This window comes from Pseudomonas sp. FW305-96, assembly GCF_058783825.1.
The window spans coordinates 36,999-56,509 of sequence record NZ_JBYSYW010000015.1 but is presented as its reverse complement, the minus strand read 5'-3'; the positions used below and the strand labels follow the sequence as shown (position 1 = coordinate 56,509).

Below are 19,511 nucleotides of genomic sequence, written 5' to 3'. Positions count from 1 at the left end.
CGGGTGATTGGATACGTGCCCGGTGCTTGATTGAATGCACGGCACCAGCACCTCTGGCCAGGCATGTGCAATGCCCTCAACTGCAATAACTCAGTGGCTTCCCTATCTATGCTCCCACGCTTGAAGTTCCTCCAGCGTTGCCGCTCCAGAGTTGCCCTGCTCCGCTGGACGACCACGCTGCTGTGCATTGCATCGCTGGCGGCAAACCTGGTGGTGTACCTGCGCACCCTGCCATTGTCGGCCAGCCTGCTGTTGCTCCAGTTGCTGGCGATGATCGGCGTCGGCTGGCACCTGCGCCATTGGGCGCGCTCGATCAACCTGCGCCCGGCGGAACTGGCCACGCGCATGCTCAAGGTGCAAGAGAGCGAGCGCCAGCGCCTGAGCCGCGAACTGCATGACGATATCGGCCAGCTGCTGACCGCCGCCATGCTGCAGGTCGACTGGCTGCAACGCCGGGTGCCGACGGACCTGCAGGAGCACTGCGCTACCTTGCGCAGCACCCTGGACCATACGCTGGGCAACGTGCGCGACGTTTCCACCATTCTCAATCCTCGACAACTGGCCAGCCTGGGCCTGGAGGCGAGCCTGCGCGCGCATTTGCTGCGCACCCTGGAAAACACCGAGGTGCACTGGAGTCTTGAATGCCACCAACGCCTCGGCGGCATCAGCGAGGAGGTGGCCATGGCGGCCTTTCGCATCACCCAGGAGGCGGTCACCAACATGCTCCGCCACGCACACGCACGCAACCTTGTGGTCCGCCTGCAGCGCACCTCGGCCGGCCTGGCGCTGTCGATCCAGGATGACGGCGGCGGCTTCGTGCCGGCGCAGACGCCAGCAGAAAGCGGCCTGCGCGGCATGGCTGGCATGCAGGAACGTGTGACAGCGCTGCAGGGCAGCCTGAGCATCACCAGCCAGCCCGGCCAGGGCACCCGGATCGACGCCCTCTTCCCATGGCCACCCCGCAACCAAGAACGTGCCAGGACTCCCGCTCCCGATGACCTGTAGATTATTGCTGGTGGACGACCATTCCCTGATTCGCGCAGGCGTCAGGGCCCTGGTATCGGACATCCCCGGCTACACCGTGATTGGCGAGGCCGACGATGGTGGCCAACTGCTGGAGCACGTCCGGGGTCTCGCGCCAGACATCGTCCTGCTGGATATTTCCATGCGCTCGACCAGCGGCCTGGACGCTCTCACGCAGCTACGGGCAAGCGGCTGCACCTGCAAGGTGCTGATCCTGTCCATGCACACCGACCCGGAGCTGATCATGCGCGCCCTGGAGAGCGGCGCCCATGGCTACCTGCTCAAGGACACCACGGCCACCGAACTGGAGCAGGCACTGACCGCCCTGCGCAACGACGAACGCTACCTGAGCCCGGCCATCGCCCACACCGTGATCAACCAGGCATTGTTGCGCGCCCAGAGCGGCCGTCAATCGAACAACGAAGGCCACCACAACCTGACCGCCCGTCAGTTGGAGATCCTGCGCCTGATCGTGCGCGGTAAATCCACCCGGGAGATCGCCGGCGGCCTGGGCCTGTCGATCAAGACCGTGGAAACCCATCGCTCGCAGATCATGAAGCGCCTGCAGATCTACGATGTGGCGGGCCTGGTGCTGTTCGCCGTGCGCGAGAAGATCATCAGCCTGGACGACTGAGCAATGGCGAATCCGCCGGCAGGTGCACGCGCAGCGCCTTGGGCACGGCCTCGAAACGCAGGCTGGCCGCTTGCAGGGGCTCACCGTCGAGGTTCATGTCCAGCCCCTGGGCGCCCTTGATCTCCACCCATGGCAAGCGGGCGCGCACGAACAGCCCCTCACCGGCCAACAGATCGCGCAAAGCCCCGGCCATCTCCTGGGGCGCCGGCAGGATGCCGACGTCCAGCAGGCCATCGTCCACGCTCGCCTCGGGGCATAGCACGTGCCCGCCGCCGGCCTGGCGACCATTGCCGATGCCCAGCGCCAGCAACTCGCCCTGCCACTGGAACCCGGGACCCTGCAGCTCGACCGAGGCCGCCTGCAGCTCACTGAAGCGCGACAGCCCGGTGAACAGGTAGGCCGCGGCGCCCAGCACTTTCTTCAGGTCTTCAGAGGTATTGGCGGTGACCTGGGTGCCGAATCCGCCGGTAGCCATGTTCAGGAACAGTTGCTCACCCACCCGGCCCAGATCGATCGGCCGTGCCGGTACCTCCAACAGGTCGAGGGCCGCTTGCGGCTCAAGCGGCACACCGGCCGCCTTGGCGAAGTCGTTGGCCGTGCCCAGCGGCAGCAGCGCCAGGCTGGCCTGGGTAGCCGCCAGCCCCATGGCCTCGGCCACGTCGCGCAACGTGCCATCACCGCCGCCGGCGACCACGTGAGCATAGCCCGCAGCCAGAGCCTCCTCGACCAGGCGCTGGGCATCACCGCCCTCCCAGGTCAGGCGCACATCCAGCTTCCAGCCACGCTCACGCAGCTGACCCACCGCAGCTCGCACGTCTTCGTTGGTGGCCTGCTTGCCATGCAGGATCAGCAATGCCTTGCGCTCGCTCATGTCGCCCTCCCGGAAAAGTGCACAGAAATGCCCTACTGCAATCTCGACCATGAACGCGCACGGATTGCTGCATGCCCCGCCCAAAAACCGCCGTTTCATGCAATTGCCATTGAAAGCCGCTCGTGACAGGCGCATCATTCGACAAATATTTGGCCTTCATGGAAGATGCCGCACGAAAAAGTCATTTTATTGACTTTGCGCCGCCAGACGCCTGACAGGTCGTGATTCCCTTGCATTGCGCTGCCCACAGCGCACCGATTCGAGGTTGTGACTATGAGCGTTCTGATCCCGTGCATCATCGCTGGCGGCGCCGGCACCCGATTGTGGCCAGTCTCGCGTGAAGCGATGCCCAAGCCCTTCATGCGCCTGCCCGACGGCATGAGCCTGCTGCAGAAGACCTTCAGCCGCGTCAGCAGCCTGCCCGGGGTCGAGCGGGTGCTCACGGTGACCAACCGCGAAGTAGTGTTCCGCACCCAAGACGAATATCGCCAGGTCGGTGCAGCACGCGTGGCCCTCGATTTCATTCTCGAACCCCTGGGTCGCAACACCGCCCCTGCCATTACCGCCGCTGCACTGCACTGCGCCCGCCTGCACGGCGAAGACAGCCTGCTGCTGGTGCTGCCCGCCGACCATTTGATTCAAGACCAGGGCGCTTTCGAGGCGGCCGTCGGGCAGGCCCTGGCACTGGCCGGACAAGGTTGGCTGACCACCTTCGGCCTGCAACCGACCCGTGCCGAAACGGGTTTCGGCTATATCGAGCAGGGCCAGCCGATCACTGACGGCGGCTACCAGGTCGCCCGCTTCGTCGAAAAGCCCGACGCCGACACCGCCCAGGGCTACCTCGACGGTGGTCGGCACCTGTGGAACGCCGGCATGTTCTGCCTGCGCGTCGGCACGGTGCTACAGGAGCTGCAGGCCCATGCCCCTGAGGTCCTGCGCAGCGTGGCCGACTGCCTGGAACAGAGCCAGGTCAAGGAAGGCACGGGTGGCCTGCAGGTGGAGCTCGACCCCGACCGCTTCGCCCTGGTGCCGGATATCTCCATCGACTATGCCCTCATGGAACCGTCCGCCCAGGTGGCCGTGGTGCCGTGCGACATCGGCTGGAGCGACATCGGCTGCTGGGAAGCGGTACGTGAGCTGCGCCCGGCCGACGGCCAGGGCAACCACTGCAACGGCGAAACCGTGCTGCTAGACGTGCGCAACTGCTACATCGACTCGCCACGGCGCCTGGTCGGCGCGGTCGGCCTGGACAACCTGATCGTCATCGACACCCCCGACGCCCTGCTGATCGCCGATGCCGCGCGCAGCCAGGAAGTCAAGGTGATCGCCCAGCAGCTCAAGCGCCAGGGCCATGACGCCTACCGCCTGCACCGCACCGTGACCCGCCCCTGGGGCCTGTACACGGTGCTCGAGGAAGGGCCACGGTTCAAGATCAAGCGCATCATGGTCCGCCCTGGCGAATCGCTGTCGCTGCAGATGCACCATCATCGCAGCGAGCACTGGATCGTGGTCAGCGGCATGGCCTGCGTGACCAACGGCCAGGAGGAGTTCCTGCTGGACACCAACGAGTCCACCTTCATCAAGCCCGGGCGCAGCCACCGCCTGACCAACCCTGGGGTCATCGACCTGGTGATGATCGAGGTGCAGAGCGGCGAATACCTGGGCGAAGACGACATCGTACGCTTTACTGATATCTATGGACGCGCCCCGGCGGCAGCAGCACCTGCCTGACTGCCAGAGGGCGCGTTTTTGCCATCCAGGGCCGACACCCGGCCAACCGCGAGGATTCGGGCTCATGCGCATACTCTGGACCCTGCCCTACCTGCCCTGGCCCACCACCAGCGGCAGCAAGACCCGGCAATACCACCTGCTGCGCGCCCTGGCGCAGCATGGCCACCGGATCACCTTGCTGGTGCAGTCGAAGATCCCGTTGAGCGACACCGCGCGCGAAGCCCTGGAGCCCCTGGTGGAGCGCCTGATCGTACTGCCCAGGCGAGCACTGAACAGCCCGCTGAACCTGCTCGCCTCACCCATCATCGACTACCCCATGCGGGCCATCATCAATGGCCTGGCACCTTGCCTGCGGCACCGCTTCGAGCAACTGCTGGACGAACCCTGGGATGTGATCCAGATCGAGCACAGCTACAGCTTCCAACCGTTCGAGAGGGCCCTGCAGGCCCGGGGCCTGCCCTACATGCTCAGCGAGCATTACCTGGAGTCGGTGATGGGCGCCGCCTGCCATGACCGCCTGCCATTGTGGTTGCGCCCGCTGAACGCCTTCGACCGCTGGCGCTATCGGCGCTGGGAACAACGGGTGCTGCGCCAGCCCACCGAAGTGGTGGCGGTCAGCGCCCAGGATGCCGAGCTGATCGGCCAGATCAGCGGCCGCCCGGTGAATGTGGTGGTCAATGGCGTGGACTGTGACCACTATCAGGACGTGCGCCCCACCCTGCACAGCCAGCGCCTGCTTTTTGTCGGCAACTTCGAGTACGGCGCCAACCTGGAGGCTATCGAGTGGGCGCTGGAGGAGATCCTGCCCCAGGTATGGATGAGCAACCCGGCGGTGCGCCTGGCCATTGCCGGGCACGCGTTGCCGGCCAGCTGGAAGCTGCACTGGAATGACCCGCGCATCGAATGGGTAGGTTACCGCCCCGACCTGCGCGAGCTGCAGCGTCGCTCGGCGCTGTTCTTCGCGCCGCTGCGCCATGCCGGTGGCTCCAAGGTGAAGATCCTCGAAGCCATGGCCGCCGGGCTACCGGTCATCACCACCAGCAAGGGCGCCTCGGGCCTGGCCATGAACAATGGCGAACACTACCTGGGCAGCGACGACAGCGGCCAGCTGGCGCTGCTGGTCACGCAACTGCTCAACCAGCCTTGGCGCATGTGCCAGCTCAGCGAGGCCGGGCGCCAGTTCGCCCGCCAGCGCCATGACTGGAGCGTTGCCGCCCAGCAGCTGGAGAACGTGCACATGCGCCTGACCCAGCTGGCACCGGCAAGCGCAGGCGCGCCTGGCGGCGTGCTAGCCAAGTAGCTCGCTGAACGGGATGAATGCCACGGGGTCGCCCTGCCGTGGCGTGCTGCCTTCAAGCACCTCCACCACCCCATCGGCCCAGGCCGCGCTGCGCAGCACACCGGAGCTCTGGTTCTTGTAGATGCGCACCCGGCCATCCTCGATGCGCGCGCGCAGGTATTCGCGCCGCGTCCCAGCCTTGGGCCAATCGAAACCCGCCGGCACGCTGAAACGCAGCGGCGCGACACTGCGCACACCCAACCGGCGCAGCAGGTAGGGCCGCGCCAGCAGGCCGAAAGTGACCAATGTCGAGGCCGGGTTGCCCGGCAGGCCGATCACCGGCACACCCTGGTAATGGCCAAAGGTCAGCGGCTTGCCCGGCTTGATCGCCAGTTTCCACAGCGCCAGCTCGCCCGCTTCGCGCAGGGCCAGGCCAAGAAAATCGGCCTCGCCCACCGACACACCGCCGGTGGACAGGATCAGGTCGACATCGCCCAACCCGGCCAGGCACTGGCGGGTGCGCTCAAGGTCGTCGGGCAGGATCCCGGCGTCCACCACCTCGCAGCCCAGGCGTTGCAGCCAACTGACCAGCAGGCGCCGGTTGCTGTTGTAGATCTGCCCGGGCCCCAGCGGCAGGCCCGGCTCGACCAGTTCATCGCCGGTCGACAGCACCGCCACCCGTGGCCGGCGCCGCACTTGCAGGGTGCCGAAACCCAGGGTCGCGGCCAGCCCGAGCTGGATCGGCCCCAACCGCGTGCCGGCGCTCATCACCTGTTCGCCAACACGGGTTTCCTGGCCTTTGGGGCGAACGTTCTGTGACAGTGCCAGGGGTTCGAGGAACCGTACCCGGCCATCCTCGAGCACTTCGGTGTTTTCCTGCATCTCAACGCAATCGGCGCCTTCGGGCAGCGGCGCGCCGGTGAAGATCCGTGCGCAGGTGCCCGGCTCCAGGGGCTGTGGCGCGTGGCCGGCGAAGATGCGCTGGGTCACCCGCAGCGGTTCGCCCTGCCAGTCGGCCAGGCGCAGGGCGTAGCCGTCCATGGCGCTGTTGGGCCACGGCGGCAGGTCGAGGCCGGCCACCAGCTCATGGGCCAGGACGCGCCCTTCGGCTTCGGCCAGCGCGACGTGTTCGGTCTCGCCGATGGGCGCCTTCTCGGCCAGCGCCAGCAGGCGCTGCAAGGCCTCTTCCATCGGCATCAACGGCCGGGCTACCTCAACCACGGCTGTCACAGGCCGCTGCCTGCTTCAGGTGCGGCACGAAGTTGCACGGCCGGTGGCGGGCATCCAGCTGCTCGGCGAGGATACCGTCCCAACCGGTGCGCACGGCATTGGTCGAGCCCGGCAGGCAGCAGACCAGGGTGCCGTTGGCAAGGCCTGCCAGGGCGCGGGACTGCACGGTGGAAGTGCCGATGTCGGCCACCGAGATCTGCCGGAACAGCTCGCCAAAGCCCTCGACCTGCTTGTCCAGCAGGCACGCCACGGCCTCCGGAGTGCTGTCGCGCCCGGTAAAGCCGGTGCCGCCGGTGATCAACACCACCTGCACCTGGTCATCGGCGATCCAGGTCGCGACCTGGGCGCGGATCTTGTACAGGTCATCCTTGAGCAGCACGCGCTCGGCCAGGCGGTGGCCAGCGGCGCCGAGGCGATCGACGAACAGCTGGCCGGAGGTATCGGTGTCGAAGGTACGGGTATCGCTGACCGTCAGCACGGCGATGTTCAGCGCTACAAAAGGGGTATCTGCCTTGGCTTTCATGGGAGTCCGTCGCAGGGGAACAGGGAATGTGCGCTGTTATATCACAGGCCACGGCGCCCAGACCGCGACGTTGTTCTTGGTCAATGCCAGCACGATGGCGCTATGCTGCACTGTGCAAGGAACTTGCGTGGACGCCCTGCGTCTTAATGACATCTAGCACCATCGCACTGGAGAAACACGATGATCCAACGGACCCTTCCCGCCTTCCTGCTTGCCCTGGGCCTGGGCGCCCTCGCCGGCTGCGCCTCGCCAACCGTCATCACCCTGAACGACGGCCGCGAGATCCAGGCGGTGGACACCCCTTCGTATGACGACGACTCCGGCTTCTACGAATTCGAACAGCTCGACGGCAAGCGCACGCGCATCAACAAAGACCAGATCCGTACCGTCAAGGAGCTGTGATCCAGCCCTGCGTTTTTGGCGCAACTCCTTTTTGCAACAAGGGGTTGCGTTGAAAAAATCGATGCAGTAGCATTTCGGACATCGGAGTGTAGCGCAGCCAGGTAGCGCGTCTCGTTCGGGACGAGAAGGCCGCAGGTTCGAATCCTGTCTCTCCGACCAAATCCTGCAAAAAGCCCGCCTTGCGCGGGTTTTTTGTTGCCCGCGAAAAAGCCAGTCACTGGTGGGAGCAGGCCAGCCCGCCCCCACGCTTGTGCGATTACTCCGGCAACACGGGCACATGCAGCAGCTGCAAACGCGCACTGCTCCATTCGCGGGTCTTGTTGGTCAACTCAAGATCATTGTTCAGCTTCTGACCGTAGGTCGGCACGATTTCCTTGAGCTTGGCCTGCCACTCGGCGCTCTTGATCCGATCCTTGAAGGTCTTCTCCAGCACGCTCAGCATGATCGGCGCGGCGGTCGAGGCACCGGGCGAGGCACCCAGCAGCGCGGCGATGCTGCCATCCTCGGCGGCCACCACTTCGGTGCCGAACTGCAACACGCCACCGTGCACGGGGTCCTTCTTGATCACCTGCACGCGCTGACCGGCCTGGAGCAGCTGCCAGTCTTCGTTCTTGGCGTTGGGGAAGTACTCGCGCAGGGCCGCCATGCGGTCGTCGAAGCTGAGCATCAACTGGCCCATCAGGTAGGTGCTCAGGTCGATGTTGTCGATGCCGGCCTGCATCATCGGGCGGATATTGTGGGTGGTCAGCGAACTGAACATGTCCAGCAACGAGCCGTGCTTGAGGTACTTGGTGGAGAAGGTCGCGAACGGACCGAACAGCAGCACCTCCTTGCCATCGATCACCCGGGTGTCCAGGTGCGGCACCGACATCGGCGGCGCGCCGACCGAAGCCTTGCCGTATAACTTGGCCTTGTGGCGAGCGACCAGATCGGCGTTGTCGGTCATCAGGAACTGGCCACCGACCGGGAAGCCGGCATAGCCCTCGGCTTCCGGGATGCCGGACTTCTGCAGCAACTTTAGCGCGCCGCCACCGGCGCCGATGAAGACGAACTTGGCCTTGACCGCAGACTCCTTGCCACCTTTGGCCAGGTCGGCCACCACCACATTCCAGCTGCCGTCGTCGTTGCGCACTATGTCGCGCACTTCATGGCCCAGGTGCAGTTGCACGTTCGGGTTGCGGGTCATGGCAGCAAACAGCTGGCGGGTGATCTCGCCGAAGTTCACGTCGGTACCGATGGCCATGCGGGTCGCGGCCACCTTCTGCCCGGGGTCGCGCCCCTCCATCACCAGCGGCACCCACTGGCGGATCTGCTCGTGGTCCTCGGTGATCTCCATGCCGCGGAACAGCGAGCTGTGCCGCAGGGCCTCGACGCGCTTGTGCAGGAAGGCGACGTTCTCGTCACCCCAGACAAAGCTCATGTGCGCCACGTTGTTGATGAACGAACGCGGGTTGCTCAGCACGCCCTGCTCGACCTGGTAGGCCCAGAACTGCTTGGAAACCTCGAACTGTTCGTTGACGTTGACCGCCTTGCTGATGTCGATGCTGCCGTCCTTGCCGACGCTGGTGTAGTTCAGCTCGCAGAACGCCGAGTGGCCGGTGCCGGCGTTGTTCCAGGCGTTGGAACTCTCTTCGGCGACCTGGTCCATGCGCTCGTAGACGTCGACTTTCCAGTTCGGTTCCAGTTCGGTGAGGTAGGTCCCGAGGCTTGCGCTCATGATGCCGCCGCCGATCAGCAGCACATCGACGGACTTTTGTGGCTCCGCGGGCTTGGAGCAGCCGATGACACTCAGGCACAGGAGCGTCAGCAGGATTTTTTTCATTAGCTCAATCCAATTGAAGTGAAGGATTGGCAGTCGTTGCCCCCGGTGTGCACGCCCGGTTGTTGTTGTGGTTGGCAGGAGTTTCGCGAAATCGGGGCACGATCGCCTCGGGCCTTGGCCCGGGGCGCCGTAAAGCAGGGAGTGTGCCAGGTTGCTCTGGGCCAGTGGTTCAGGGCTGTCGCAACGGGATCTGTCGGGTTGGTGGCGGCAATCCGCCAGCTAAGCAGGCGCTTTGCCTGGCAGGTTGGCGGAATTCCCCCTAAGGGCCGCTTCGCGCCCCGCACTACCGTCAGGCGGTCAGGCGGGAAGTCACTTCGCCCAACTGACCCGACAGTCCGTGCAGGCGCTGTCCGGCCTGCTCGGTGTGCTGCACCGCCTGCTGGTTGGCGGTGGCGATGCGGGTGATCTCGACCAGGTTGCGCGAGATGTCCTCGGCGACGCTGGTCTGCTCCTCCGCCGCGGTGGCGATCTGGCGGTTCATGTCGCGGATCGCCTCCACCGCCGTGGTGATGCGCTGCAGCATCTGCCCGGCCTGCTGCACCTGCTCGGCGCCCTCCTCGCTGCGCTGCTGGCCACTCTCGATGGCCTTGACCGCCTCCACCGCGCCCGACTGCACCGCCTCGATGATCTGGTGGATCTCGGCGATCGATGCCGCGGTGCGCTGGGCCAGGCTGCGCACCTCATCGGCCACCACCGCGAAACCCCGCCCGGCCTCGCCGGCACGGGCGGCTTCGATGGCGGCGTTAAGCGCCAGCAGGTTGGTCTGTTCGGCGATGCCGCGAATCACTTCGAGCACCTTGCCGATGCGCGTGCTGTCGTTTTCCAGGTGGCGAATCACCGCTGCGGTGCCGGCGATCTCGCGGTTGACCACGGCAATGGTGTCGATGGTGCGCTGCATGACCTGCTCGCCCGCCTGGGCGCTGTGGTCGGCCTCGTCCGCCGCGCGGGCGGCATCGGCGGCATGGCGGGCCACCTCCTGGGCGGTGGCGGACATCTCGTGCATGGCCGTGGCGACCTGGTCGGTACGCTGGAACTGATCATGGGTGCCGTGGGCCATGTCGCCGGCAATACGGCTGAGCTGGCCGCTGGCGTTCTCCAGTTCCTCGGCGTTGTCCTTGAGCCGGCCAACGGTGTCGGCAAGAAAATCGCGCAGGGTGTTGGCGGCCAGCGCCAGGCGTCCGAGTTCATCCTCGCGGCGGCTGTCGACCCGGGCGGCGAAACGCCCCTGGCTGAGCTGGGCGACGTAGTCGATCAACTGGCGAATCGGCTCGACCAGGCTGCGGTTGACCAGCCATAGGCTGAACAGCCCGACCAGCACGGCCGAGGCCAGCATCACCAGCACGCCCAACCACACCGTGCGCTCGGCGCTGGCGCTGATGGCGTCGGCACGCCCGTGGGCATCGGCGCGCAGTTGCTCCACCAGTGCACTCATCTGGTCGCTGGTGGCGCGGTCCACGCCCTTGACCGCCAGGTCGCCGGCCACCGGGTCGCCACCGGCAGCCAGGAATGCCTGGCGCCCTTGCTCGTAGGCCGAACCCAGCTGGCGGTGGCTGGCCTTGAGCTGCTCCAGACGCGATTTGAGAGCCGGATCGCTGCTGTCGATCAATTGCCCCAGCAATTGCTGCACCTGCTGCTCGCGGGCCTGGAACTGCGGCCAGTACTTGTCCAGCTCCGCGGGTTGGCGACCACGCAGCAGCACGTTCTTCCACTCCTGCACCTGGATCTTGAACTGCAGGTTGGCTTCGTCGATCAGCTGCGAGGCACGCAAGGGTCCGTCCACCAACTCGGCGTAGCCGCGCACACTGGACGACAGGAACTGGAAGCACACCAGGGCGATCAACAGGATCGCCAACAGGCTGCCACCGAGCAGGGAGAGAATTTGCACTCTGAGGGATTTACGCAAGATTGCGGATCTCGGAACAAGGAAGAGGGAAACGGCGCACGCCGGCACCGCCGACAGAGGCATCCTTGTCCTCGTTCACTGCCCCATCAACGCTGCCATCGGGCGATGGCAGCCAGGGCAAGCACCTGCGCAGCAGCCGAGGCAGATAGTCTCAGGCAATTGCTACAGAATTTTTACAAAACAGCGACAACAAAGACGCTCAGGCCGAGTTGAATTGCAGCGCTGCCAAGCGTGCGTAGAGTGGGCTTTGCTCGATCAATTGTCGATGGTTGCCAACTGCCGCCAATCGGCCTTTGTCGATCACCGCGATACGGTCGGCATGCTGCACCGTCGCCAGGCGGTGGGCGATGACCAGCGTGGTGCGCCCGGCCATCAGTTGTGGCAACGCCTGCTGGATCAGATACTCGCTTTGCGCGTCCAGCGCGCTGGTGGCTTCGTCCAGCAGCAGGATCGGCGCATCCACCAGCAGCGCCCGGGCAATCGCCAGGCGCTGACGCTGGCCACCGGACAAGCCCACGCCCCCTTCGCCCAAGAGTGTCTGATAGCCCTGGGGCAGCTGGATGACGAACTCATGGGCATGGGCACCGCGCGCCGCCGCCTCGACCTCGGCCAGGCTGGCCTCGGGCCGACCATAGCGGATGTTGGCCTCGACCGTGCCGCGAAACAACGCCGGTTGCTGGGCCACCAGGGCAAACTGGCGGCGCAGGTCGGCAGGCGCCAGACCGGTTATCGGCTGGCCATCGAGCAGAATCGCGCCACCTTGCGGATCGTAGAACCGCAGCAGCAGGTCGAACAAGGTCGATTTGCCGGCCCCCGACGGCCCGACCAGCGCCACGGTCTCGCCGGGACGGACATGCAGGCTCAGGCCGTCGACGGCCGCCACCGCGGGCCGTGACGGGTAGGCGAAGCGCACCTCGCGCAGTTCGATGTCGCCACTGGCGCGCCCGTGCGCCAATCCCGCCGGCTGTGACGGCGCCAGGATCGCCGTCTGCGCCGCCAGCAGCTCGGCGATGCGCTCGGCGGCACCGGCGGCCCGTTGCAATTCGCCAATCACCTCGCTCAGGGTGCCAAAGGCGCTGCCGACGATCAGGCTGTAGAACACGAACGCGGCGAGCTCGCCGCCGGAGATACGCCCGGCGATCACATCCATGCCGCCGACCCAGAGCATCACCCCCACTGCGCCAAGCACCAGCACGATCACCAGGGTGATCAGCCAGGCGCGCTGGGCGATGCGACGGCGCGCCACATCGAACGCCGCCTCCACGGTGTCGCCGAACAGTGCCTGGTCGCGCGCCTGGTGGTTGTATGCCTGCACCGTCTTGATCTGGCCAAGGGTCTCGGCGACATAGCTGCCGACATCGGCCACCCGGTCCTGGCTCTGCCGCGACAGGCTGCGCACGCGCCGGCCAAACAGCAGGATCGGCGCCAGCACCAGGGGCAGGGCCAGCACCACGATGCTGGTCAGCTTGGGGTTGGTGACGAACAGCAGGATCACCCCGCCGACCACCATCAGCGCATTGCGCAGGAACATCGACAGCGACGAGCCGATCACCGACTGCAGCAAGGTGGTGTCGGTGGTCAGCCGCGACTGGATCTCCGAACTGCGGTTGTCCTCGAAAAAACCCGGGTGCAGGCCGACCAGGTGGTCGAACACCGCCCGGCGGATATCGGCCACGCAGCGCTCGCCGATCCACGACACCAGGTAGAAGCGGGCGAACGTCCCCACCGCCAGGGCCAGCACCAGCAGCAGGAATAGGCCAATGGTCTGGTTGAGCTGGTGCGCCGAGCCGGTCATGAAACCCTGATCGACCAGCAGGCGGATCCCCTGCCCCATGGACAGGGTGATGGCGGCAGTGACCACCAGCGCCAGCAAGGCCAGCAGCGCCTGGCGGCGATAGGGTCGCACGAACTGCCAGCCCAGGTGCAGGGCGCGGCGTTGGCGGGGAGAGATCGGATCGGACATGGCAAAGGTCGTTCCACAGGGGATTGGTAGCAGACTACCACTCGTCGGCGCTATGCAACGCCTGGGAATGCGAGGTCGTCCCATGCCCGGACGGAGCGACAGTGGCTATGCCCATTCGTTCTAAAGTGTGACTGGAGCTTTGCCGCGCTTTCTGGTGGACTGATCCAGCATGAAGCCGAAAAGCTGTCACAGACCAGTCACGGCGAAGCGATACCTTGAGCTTGAACCTGAAAGAGGAGACAGGACATGAGCTTGCAGCACACCGATACGCCCAAGACCCAGCCCCCTGCGCAACATCAGGTCTGCGGCTCGATCATCGATGCCCAGGGCCGCGAGGTACCCATCACCGAGCAGATGATCCAGAAGGCCTGCAAGGACCTGGAAGCCAGCCGGGCCGAGAAAACCCGCAAGACCTGACCCCTGAATTGCGTGCAACCCGGCGCTTGCGCCGGGTTTTTAGTGGCCGAGCCTCAGGCCAGCACCGCCCCCAGCGCACTGACCAGTTGCGCCAGCTGCGGCGCCTCCCCACGTACACCCACCGCCAGCCCCTCGATCTCACGCCTTACCGGGTAGTGTTTGCGCAGCAGGTCGAACGCCGCACGCTGTTCGAGCGGATCTTCGCTCAGGCTGCGACGGAAATCGGCATCGTCACGACGTGGGTCGTAGACCGCCCGGCACAGGGTGGCCAATGCCCAAGCCGAATCCGCGCTCGCGTCAAACTCGATCCGCGCAAGGCCCGGCGCCGGCAGCAGGTCGGCAAGGCGCACCTGCTCGGGCTCCCCGCGCCAGCGGCAGAAGGCCTGGTAAATCTGCGCCGTGCCCCGCTGCTTGCCGTCCAGGCTGTAGCCGGCGATGTGCGGCGTGGCCAGGGTGCACAGGTCAGCCAGTTGCAGGTCCACCTGCGGCTCTCCCTCCCACACATCAAGCACCGCGTGCAGATCCTCGCGATCCAGCAGCAGTTCGCGCAGGGCCGCGTTGTCCACCACAGGCCCACGGCTGGCGTTGATCAGCCAGGCGCCTGCGCGCAAGCGGGCCAGGCGCGACTTGTCGAGCAGGTGCCAGGTCGGGTGCTCGCCGCCACGCTGCAGCGGCGTGTGCAGGCTGATCACATCACATTGCTCAAGGACGCTGTCGAGATCGACAAAATCGCCGGCCTCGCTGGCCTGGCGCACCGGGTCGCACACCAGCACCTTCCAACCGAGGCCGCGCAGCACACGCACCAGCCGCCCGCCAACCTCACCCGCGCCGACCACGCCATAGACGCGCTTGCCCAGGTCGGCACCCTCGAGTTCGGCCAGGGTCAGCAGGCTGCCCAGCACGTAGTCCACCACGCCACGGGCATTGCAGCCCGGCGCGCTGCTCCAGTGGATACCGGCTTGGGCGAAGTGTTCGAGGTCGAGGTGATCGGTGCCGATGGTGCAGGTGCCGACGAAGCGTACCCGACTGCCCTCGAGCAGTTGCCGATCGACGCGAGTCACCGAGCGTACCAGCAGCACGTCGGCGTCCTTGACGCAGGCGGCGTCGATGGCCCGACCGGGATAACGGCGGATTTCACCGAAACCGGCAAAGAAGGCATCGAGCAGCGGGATATTCTCGTCGGCAACTATCAGCATGGCGCTCTCCTATCAGGGGAGCGCAGTGTAGCGCGATCGCGGCGGGCTCAGTCGGCCTTCTTGCGGATCCAGTACAGGTAGGTTCCGGCCTCTTCTTCCTGGCCGAGCAGCTCGTGGCCGAGGAAGATGCAGAACTTGGGGATGTCGCGGCGGGTCGACGGGTCGGTGGCGATGACCTTGAGCACACCGCCGGATACCAGCTCGCGCACATGCTTGTGCAGCATCATCACCGGCTCCGGGCAGTTCAGGCCGGTGGCATCGAGGATCGCGTCGTGGGTGAAATCGGTCATGAAAGGCTCCGCAAAATGCTCGTCATTGTGGCGTATCGGCCGAGGGGCGCCAAGCCCACTCCCACAAGGGCCGGGTACCGTGGGAGCGGGCTTGCCCCGCGATGGGCTCAGCGCGGCTTCAGGTCCAGCCGGCGCAGGTGGCAGGTGACTTCCTCACGGTCGTGATACAGCTGCTTGCAGGCGATCGAGACCTTCACCTTGCGCGCCTTGAACCCAGCCTCAATGCGTTCCAGCAGCTTGCGAACCTCGGCATGGCGCTGTTTCATCGGCAGCTTCAGGTTGACCACCGCCTCGCGGCACAGCCCTTCGCCCAGCCAGGTCTCGATCAGCGAAGCGGTGCGCGCCGGCTTCTCGACGATGTCGCAGACCATCCAGTCCACCGTCTGCTTCGGCTGCCAGGTGAAACCGTCGGCCATCAGATGGGTGACCAGGCCGGTATCCATAAGGCTCTCGGCCATCGGGCCGTTGTCGATGGCGGTGACCAGCATGCCACGCTTGACCAACTGGTAGGTCCAGCCACCGGGCGAGGCGCCCAGGTCGACACCCGTCATGTCGTCGTTCAGGCGCGCGTCCCATTGCTCGCGCGGGATGAACTGGTGCCAGGCTTCCTCGAGCTTGAGGGTCGATCGGCTCGGGGCCTCGCGGGGGAACTTCAGCCGTGGGATGCCCATCGGCCACAGCGCCGAGTTGTCGGCCTCGGCCAGGCCGAGGAACACCCGGCGGCCGCTGATGAAGGTCAGCAGCAGGCGCGGACGGCGGGCGTCATCGACCAGGCGGCCGGCCTTCTCCAGGGCCTTGCGCAGCGGCACTTCGAACTTGCGGCAGAAGGTCGACAGCTCCTTGCCCTCGTTGCTGTCGAGCACCTCCAGCCACAGGCTGCCGCACACCGGCAGCCCGGCCAGGTGCTCGAGCAGCACGCTGATACGGTCGGTCTCTGGCAACTCGACGTACATACCGCGGGCCCACTGGCGCGGGAAGATCAGCTGCGAGAAGCGCAGCGCCTGCATCATGCGTTCGGCGCCACCGGGCTCGGTGCAGACGAACTCGGCGCAGGCACTCTGCGGCTTGCCCTTGGCATAGCCGGGCACGCCCAGGTGGGCGGCGTGTTCGCTGATTTCGGCGCAGACCTCGCCCTCGAAGCCGGGCCGGCAATGCATGAACAGGGTATTCATTTCTCACTCCACATCACTGGCGCAGACGGCGCCAGGGCGGCGAATGATAAAGGAAGTCGGGAACCAGCGACACGCCCCATCGGTCCAGAAAAGGGTCGGGGCCGGCAAACCGGTCTAACCTGACTGTTCAGCCAGGTCCGTGCCGTGCGGACCGGTCCAGAGCGGTGATACCGGCGAGCGACCCGCAGTCGCCGGGCACCGGAGCACAAGGAGTTGTAAATGCCCTCGCTCGATAGCCTGAAAACCCTCAAGACCCTCCAGGTGGCCGACCGCGCCTACCACTATTTCAGCTTGCCCGACGCCGCCCGCCAGCTCGGCGACCTGCAGCGCCTGCCCATGTCGCTCAAGGTACTGCTGGAGAACCTGCTGCGCTGGGAAGACGGCAAGACCGTCACCGGCGACGACCTCAAGGCCCTGGCTGCCTGGCTGCAGGAGCGCCGCTCCGACCGCGAGATCCAGTACCGCCCGGCGCGGGTGCTGATGCAGGACTTCACCGGCGTGCCGGCGGTAGTCGACCTTGCCGCCATGCGCGCGGCCATGGCCAAGGCCGGCGGCGACCCGCAGCGGATCAACCCGTTGTCGCCGGTGGACCTGGTGATCGACCACTCGGTGATGGTCGACCGTTATGCCACCCCGGCCGCATTCGCCCAGAACGTCGACATCGAGATGCAGCGCAACGGCGAACGCTACGCCTTCCTGCGCTGGGGCCAGAGCGCCTTCGACAACTTCCGCGTGGTGCCGCCGGGCACCGGCATCTGCCACCAGGTCAACCTCGAGTACCTGGGCCGCACGGTATGGACCCGCGAAGAGGACGGCCGTACCTATGCCTTCCCCGACACCCTGGTCGGCACCGACTCGCACACCACCATGATCAACGGCCTGGGCGTGCTCGGCTGGGGCGTGGGCGGCATCGAGGCCGAGGCAGCCATGCTCGGCCAGCCGGTATCGATGCTGATCCCCGAGGTGATCGGTTTCAAGCTCACCGGCAAGCTGCGCGAGGGCATCACCGCTACCGACCTGGTCCTGACAGTCACGCAGATGCTGCGCAAGAAGGGCGTGGTGGGCAAGTTCGTCGAGTTCTATGGCGACGGTCTGGCCGACCTGCCGCTGGCCGATCGCGCCACCATCGCCAACATGGCCCCCGAGTATGGCGCCACCTGTGGTTTCTTCCCGGTCGACCAGGTGACCCTCGACTACCTGCGCCTGTCCGGCCGCCCCGAGGAGACCGTGCAACTGGTCGAGGCCTACTGCAAGGCCCAGGGCCTGTGGCGCCTGCCCGGCCAGGAGCCGCTGTTCAGCGACACCCTGGCGTTGGACATGAACGATGTGGAAGCCAGCCTGGCCGGGCCCAAGCGCCCGCAGGACCGCGTCGCCCTGGGCCAGGTGCGCCAGGCCTTCGACCACTTCATCGAGTTGCAGCCCAAACCACTGGCCAAGGAAGTCGGCCGCCTGGAAAGCGAAGGCGGCGGTGGCGTGGCGGTGGGCAATGCCGACCAGGCTGGCGAGATCGACTATACCCACGAAAACCAGACCCACACCCTGCGCGACGGCGCGGTGGTGATCGCCGCCATCACCTCCTGCACCAACACCTCCAACCCCAGCGTGATGATGGCCGCCGGGCTGGTGGCGAAGAAAGCCGTGGAGAAAGGCCTGCAGCGCAAGCCCTGGGTGAAGAGTTCGCTGGCCCCCGGTTCCAAGGTGGTCACCGACTACTACAAGGCCGCGGGCCTGACACAATACCTCGACCAGCTCGGTTTCGACCTGGTCGGCTATGGCTGCACCACCTGCATCGGCAACTCGGGCCCCCTGGACGAGGCCATCGAGCAAGCCATCGGCAGCGCCGACCTCACCGTCGCCTCGGTGCTATCGGGCAACCGCAACTTCGAAGGCCGGGTACACCCGCTGGTCAAGACCAACTGGCTGGCTTCGCCGCCGCTCGTGGTGGCCTATGCACTGGCCGGAAGCGTGCGCGTCGACCTCAGCCAGGAGCCGCTCGGCACCGGCAAGGACGGCAAGCCTGTCTACCTGCGCGACATCTGGCCAAGCCAGCAGGAAATCGCCGAAGCCGTCAGCAATGTCGACACCCGCATGTTCCACAAGGAATACGCCGAGGTGTTCGCCGGCGACGCCCAGTGGCAGGCGATCGAAGTGCCCCAGGCCGCTACCTATGTCTGGCAGGACGACTCTACCTACATCCAGCACCCGCCCTTCTTCGATGACATTGGCGGCCCGCTGCCGGAGATCGGTGATGTGCGCAACGCTCGCATCCTCGCCCTGCTCGGCGACTCGGTGACCACCGACCACATCTCTCCGGCTGGCAACATCAAGGCCGACAGCCCTGCCGGCCGCTACCTGCGCGGCAAGGGCGTGGAACCGCGCGACTTCAACTCCTACGGTTCGCGTCGCGGCAACCATGAAGTGATGATGCGCGGCACCTTCGCCAACATCCGCATCCGCAACGAGATGCTTGGCGGCGAGGAAGGCGGCAACACCCTGTACGTGCCCAGCGGTGAAAAGCTGTCGATCTACGATGCCGCCATGCGTTACCAGCAAGATGGCACGCCGTTGGTGGTGATCGCCGGGCAGGAGTACGGCACCGGCTCCAGCCGCGACTGGGCGGCCAAGGGCACCAACCTGCTGGGGGTCAAGGCGGTGCTGGCGGAGAGTTTCGAACGTATCCACCGCTCCAACCTGGTGGGCATGGGCGTGCTGCCGCTGCAGTTCAAGGCGGGAGACGACCGCAAGCGCCTGGGGCTGACCGGCAGCGAGCGCATCGATGTGCTGGGGCTGACTGATGCGCAGATCCGCCCGGGCATGAGCCTGCCGCTGCGCATCACTCGCGAAGACGGGCGCCAGGAGCAGATCGAGGTGCTGTGTCGGATCGACACCCTCAATGAGGTGGAGTACTTCAAGTCGGGAGGGATCCTGCATTATGTGCTGCGGCAATTGATCGCAGGATAAGGCCCCTTCGCGGGGCAAGCCCGCTCCCACGCAATGTGGGGGCTTGCCCCGCGCGGGTGGTTTCAGGTGTCCTGAAGGCCAGACGAGGAGTCCT

Annotated in this window: 16 protein-coding genes, 1 tRNA gene and 1 pseudogene; 8 read left to right on the top strand and 10 right to left on the bottom strand. The window is 66.0% G+C overall.

The annotated features are described in order from the left end of the window. Window positions 1-108 precede the first annotated feature (108 nt). Together AC3WL2_RS13605 and AC3WL2_RS13600 are read left to right on the top strand one after the other, a co-directional pair. Window positions 109-1,005, top strand: coding sequence for a sensor histidine kinase (locus tag AC3WL2_RS13605; protein ID WP_102683144.1), 897 nt, complete (start codon window positions 109-111; stop codon window positions 1,003-1,005). Then, window positions 995-1,657: a response regulator gene (locus AC3WL2_RS13600; RefSeq protein WP_102683143.1), complete on the top strand. Its 663-nt coding sequence runs from the start codon at window positions 995-997 to the stop codon at window positions 1,655-1,657. Before AC3WL2_RS13605 ends, AC3WL2_RS13600 begins: the two co-directional genes overlap by 11 nt. Here the strand turns inward: AC3WL2_RS13600 and yegS are convergent. After that, on the bottom strand, window positions 1,641-2,528 hold the full coding sequence (gene yegS / locus AC3WL2_RS13595) for a lipid kinase YegS (RefSeq protein WP_102683142.1): 888 nt from the start codon (window positions 2,526-2,528) through the stop codon (window positions 1,641-1,643). The genes AC3WL2_RS13600 and yegS overlap by 17 nt on opposite strands. A gap of 273 nt (window positions 2,529-2,801) precedes the next feature. On the opposite strand from yegS, the gene AC3WL2_RS13590 reads away from it, so the two are divergent. Together AC3WL2_RS13590 and AC3WL2_RS13585 are read left to right on the top strand one after the other, a co-directional pair. After that, complete coding sequence (locus tag AC3WL2_RS13590) at window positions 2,802-4,259, top strand: mannose-1-phosphate guanylyltransferase/mannose-6-phosphate isomerase (RefSeq protein ID WP_102683141.1); 1,458 nt, start codon at window positions 2,802-2,804, stop codon at window positions 4,257-4,259. 64 nt (window positions 4,260-4,323) lie between these two features. Continuing rightward, window positions 4,324-5,559: a glycosyltransferase family 4 protein gene (locus tag AC3WL2_RS13585; protein ID WP_102683140.1), complete on the top strand. Its 1,236-nt coding sequence runs from the start codon at window positions 4,324-4,326 to the stop codon at window positions 5,557-5,559. On the opposite strand, the gene AC3WL2_RS13580 is transcribed toward AC3WL2_RS13585, so the two are convergent. Further along, window positions 5,548-6,768: a molybdopterin molybdotransferase MoeA gene (locus AC3WL2_RS13580; protein WP_256582636.1), complete on the bottom strand. Its 1,221-nt coding sequence runs from the start codon at window positions 6,766-6,768 to the stop codon at window positions 5,548-5,550. The two genes, AC3WL2_RS13585 and AC3WL2_RS13580, sit on opposite strands and share 12 nt — an antisense overlap. Next, a complete protein-coding gene (gene moaB, locus AC3WL2_RS13575; protein ID WP_028692756.1) occupies window positions 6,752-7,291 on the bottom strand; it encodes a molybdenum cofactor biosynthesis protein B in 540 nt (179 codons plus the stop codon). Before moaB ends, AC3WL2_RS13580 begins: the two co-directional genes overlap by 17 nt. 180 nt (window positions 7,292-7,471) lie before the next feature. On the opposite strand from moaB, the gene AC3WL2_RS13570 reads away from it, so the two are divergent. Further along, the gene (locus AC3WL2_RS13570; protein WP_023632528.1) at window positions 7,472-7,693 is read left to right on the top strand and encodes a YgdI/YgdR family lipoprotein; all 222 of its coding nucleotides are present in this window, start codon (window positions 7,472-7,474) and stop codon (window positions 7,691-7,693) included. Window positions 7,694-7,775: 82 nt separating this feature from the next. Next, window positions 7,776-7,852: transfer RNA gene (locus tag AC3WL2_RS13565), tRNA-Pro, on the top strand. A 97-nt stretch (window positions 7,853-7,949) separates the two neighbouring features. Here AC3WL2_RS13565 and mqo read toward each other — a convergent pair. The 4 genes and pseudogenes from mqo to AC3WL2_RS13545 all read right to left on the bottom strand — a co-directional run bounded on the left by mqo (window position 7,950) and on the right by AC3WL2_RS13545 (window position 13,381). Then, complete coding sequence (gene mqo / locus AC3WL2_RS13560; RefSeq protein ID WP_102683138.1) at window positions 7,950-9,515, bottom strand: malate dehydrogenase (quinone); 1,566 nt, start codon at window positions 9,513-9,515, stop codon at window positions 7,950-7,952. A gap of 289 nt (window positions 9,516-9,804) precedes the next feature. After that, complete coding sequence (locus tag AC3WL2_RS13555) at window positions 9,805-10,509, bottom strand: methyl-accepting chemotaxis protein (protein ID WP_371918082.1); 705 nt, start codon at window positions 10,507-10,509, stop codon at window positions 9,805-9,807. Between the two features lie 228 nt (window positions 10,510-10,737). After that, window positions 10,738-10,848, bottom strand: a pseudogene (locus AC3WL2_RS13550) (hypothetical protein); the annotation flags it as partial. A gap of 769 nt (window positions 10,849-11,617) precedes the next feature. After that, complete coding sequence (locus AC3WL2_RS13545) at window positions 11,618-13,381, bottom strand: ABC transporter transmembrane domain-containing protein (RefSeq protein ID WP_102683137.1); 1,764 nt, start codon at window positions 13,379-13,381, stop codon at window positions 11,618-11,620. Between the two features lie 246 nt (window positions 13,382-13,627). On the opposite strand from AC3WL2_RS13545, the gene AC3WL2_RS13540 reads away from it, so the two are divergent. Continuing rightward, window positions 13,628-13,798, top strand: coding sequence for a PA1571 family protein (locus tag AC3WL2_RS13540; RefSeq protein WP_173862435.1), 171 nt, complete (start codon window positions 13,628-13,630; stop codon window positions 13,796-13,798). A 53-nt stretch (window positions 13,799-13,851) separates the two neighbouring features. On the opposite strand, the gene pdxB is transcribed toward AC3WL2_RS13540, so the two are convergent. The 3 genes from pdxB to rlmM all read right to left on the bottom strand — a co-directional run bounded on the left by pdxB (window position 13,852) and on the right by rlmM (window position 16,456). Continuing rightward, entirely contained in the window at window positions 13,852-14,994 is a 1,143-nt protein-coding gene (gene pdxB / locus AC3WL2_RS13535) for a 4-phosphoerythronate dehydrogenase PdxB (RefSeq protein WP_102683136.1), read from the bottom strand. Between the two features lie 47 nt (window positions 14,995-15,041). After that, window positions 15,042-15,284 carry a sulfurtransferase TusA gene (tusA, locus tag AC3WL2_RS13530; protein ID WP_102683135.1) on the bottom strand — a complete coding sequence of 81 codons (243 nt, stop codon included), beginning with the start codon at window positions 15,282-15,284 and terminating at the stop codon, window positions 15,042-15,044. A gap of 107 nt (window positions 15,285-15,391) precedes the next feature. After that, the gene (rlmM, locus tag AC3WL2_RS13525; RefSeq protein WP_102683134.1) at window positions 15,392-16,456 is read right to left on the bottom strand and encodes a 23S rRNA (cytidine(2498)-2'-O)-methyltransferase RlmM; all 1,065 of its coding nucleotides are present in this window, start codon (window positions 16,454-16,456) and stop codon (window positions 15,392-15,394) included. Window positions 16,457-16,675: 219 nt separating this feature from the next. Between rlmM and acnA the strand changes: the two genes are divergently transcribed. Next, window positions 16,676-19,417, top strand: a complete 2,742-nt coding sequence (gene acnA, locus AC3WL2_RS13520; RefSeq protein WP_102683133.1) for an aconitate hydratase AcnA — start codon at window positions 16,676-16,678, stop codon at window positions 19,415-19,417. Window positions 19,418-19,511: the final 94 nt, after the last annotated feature.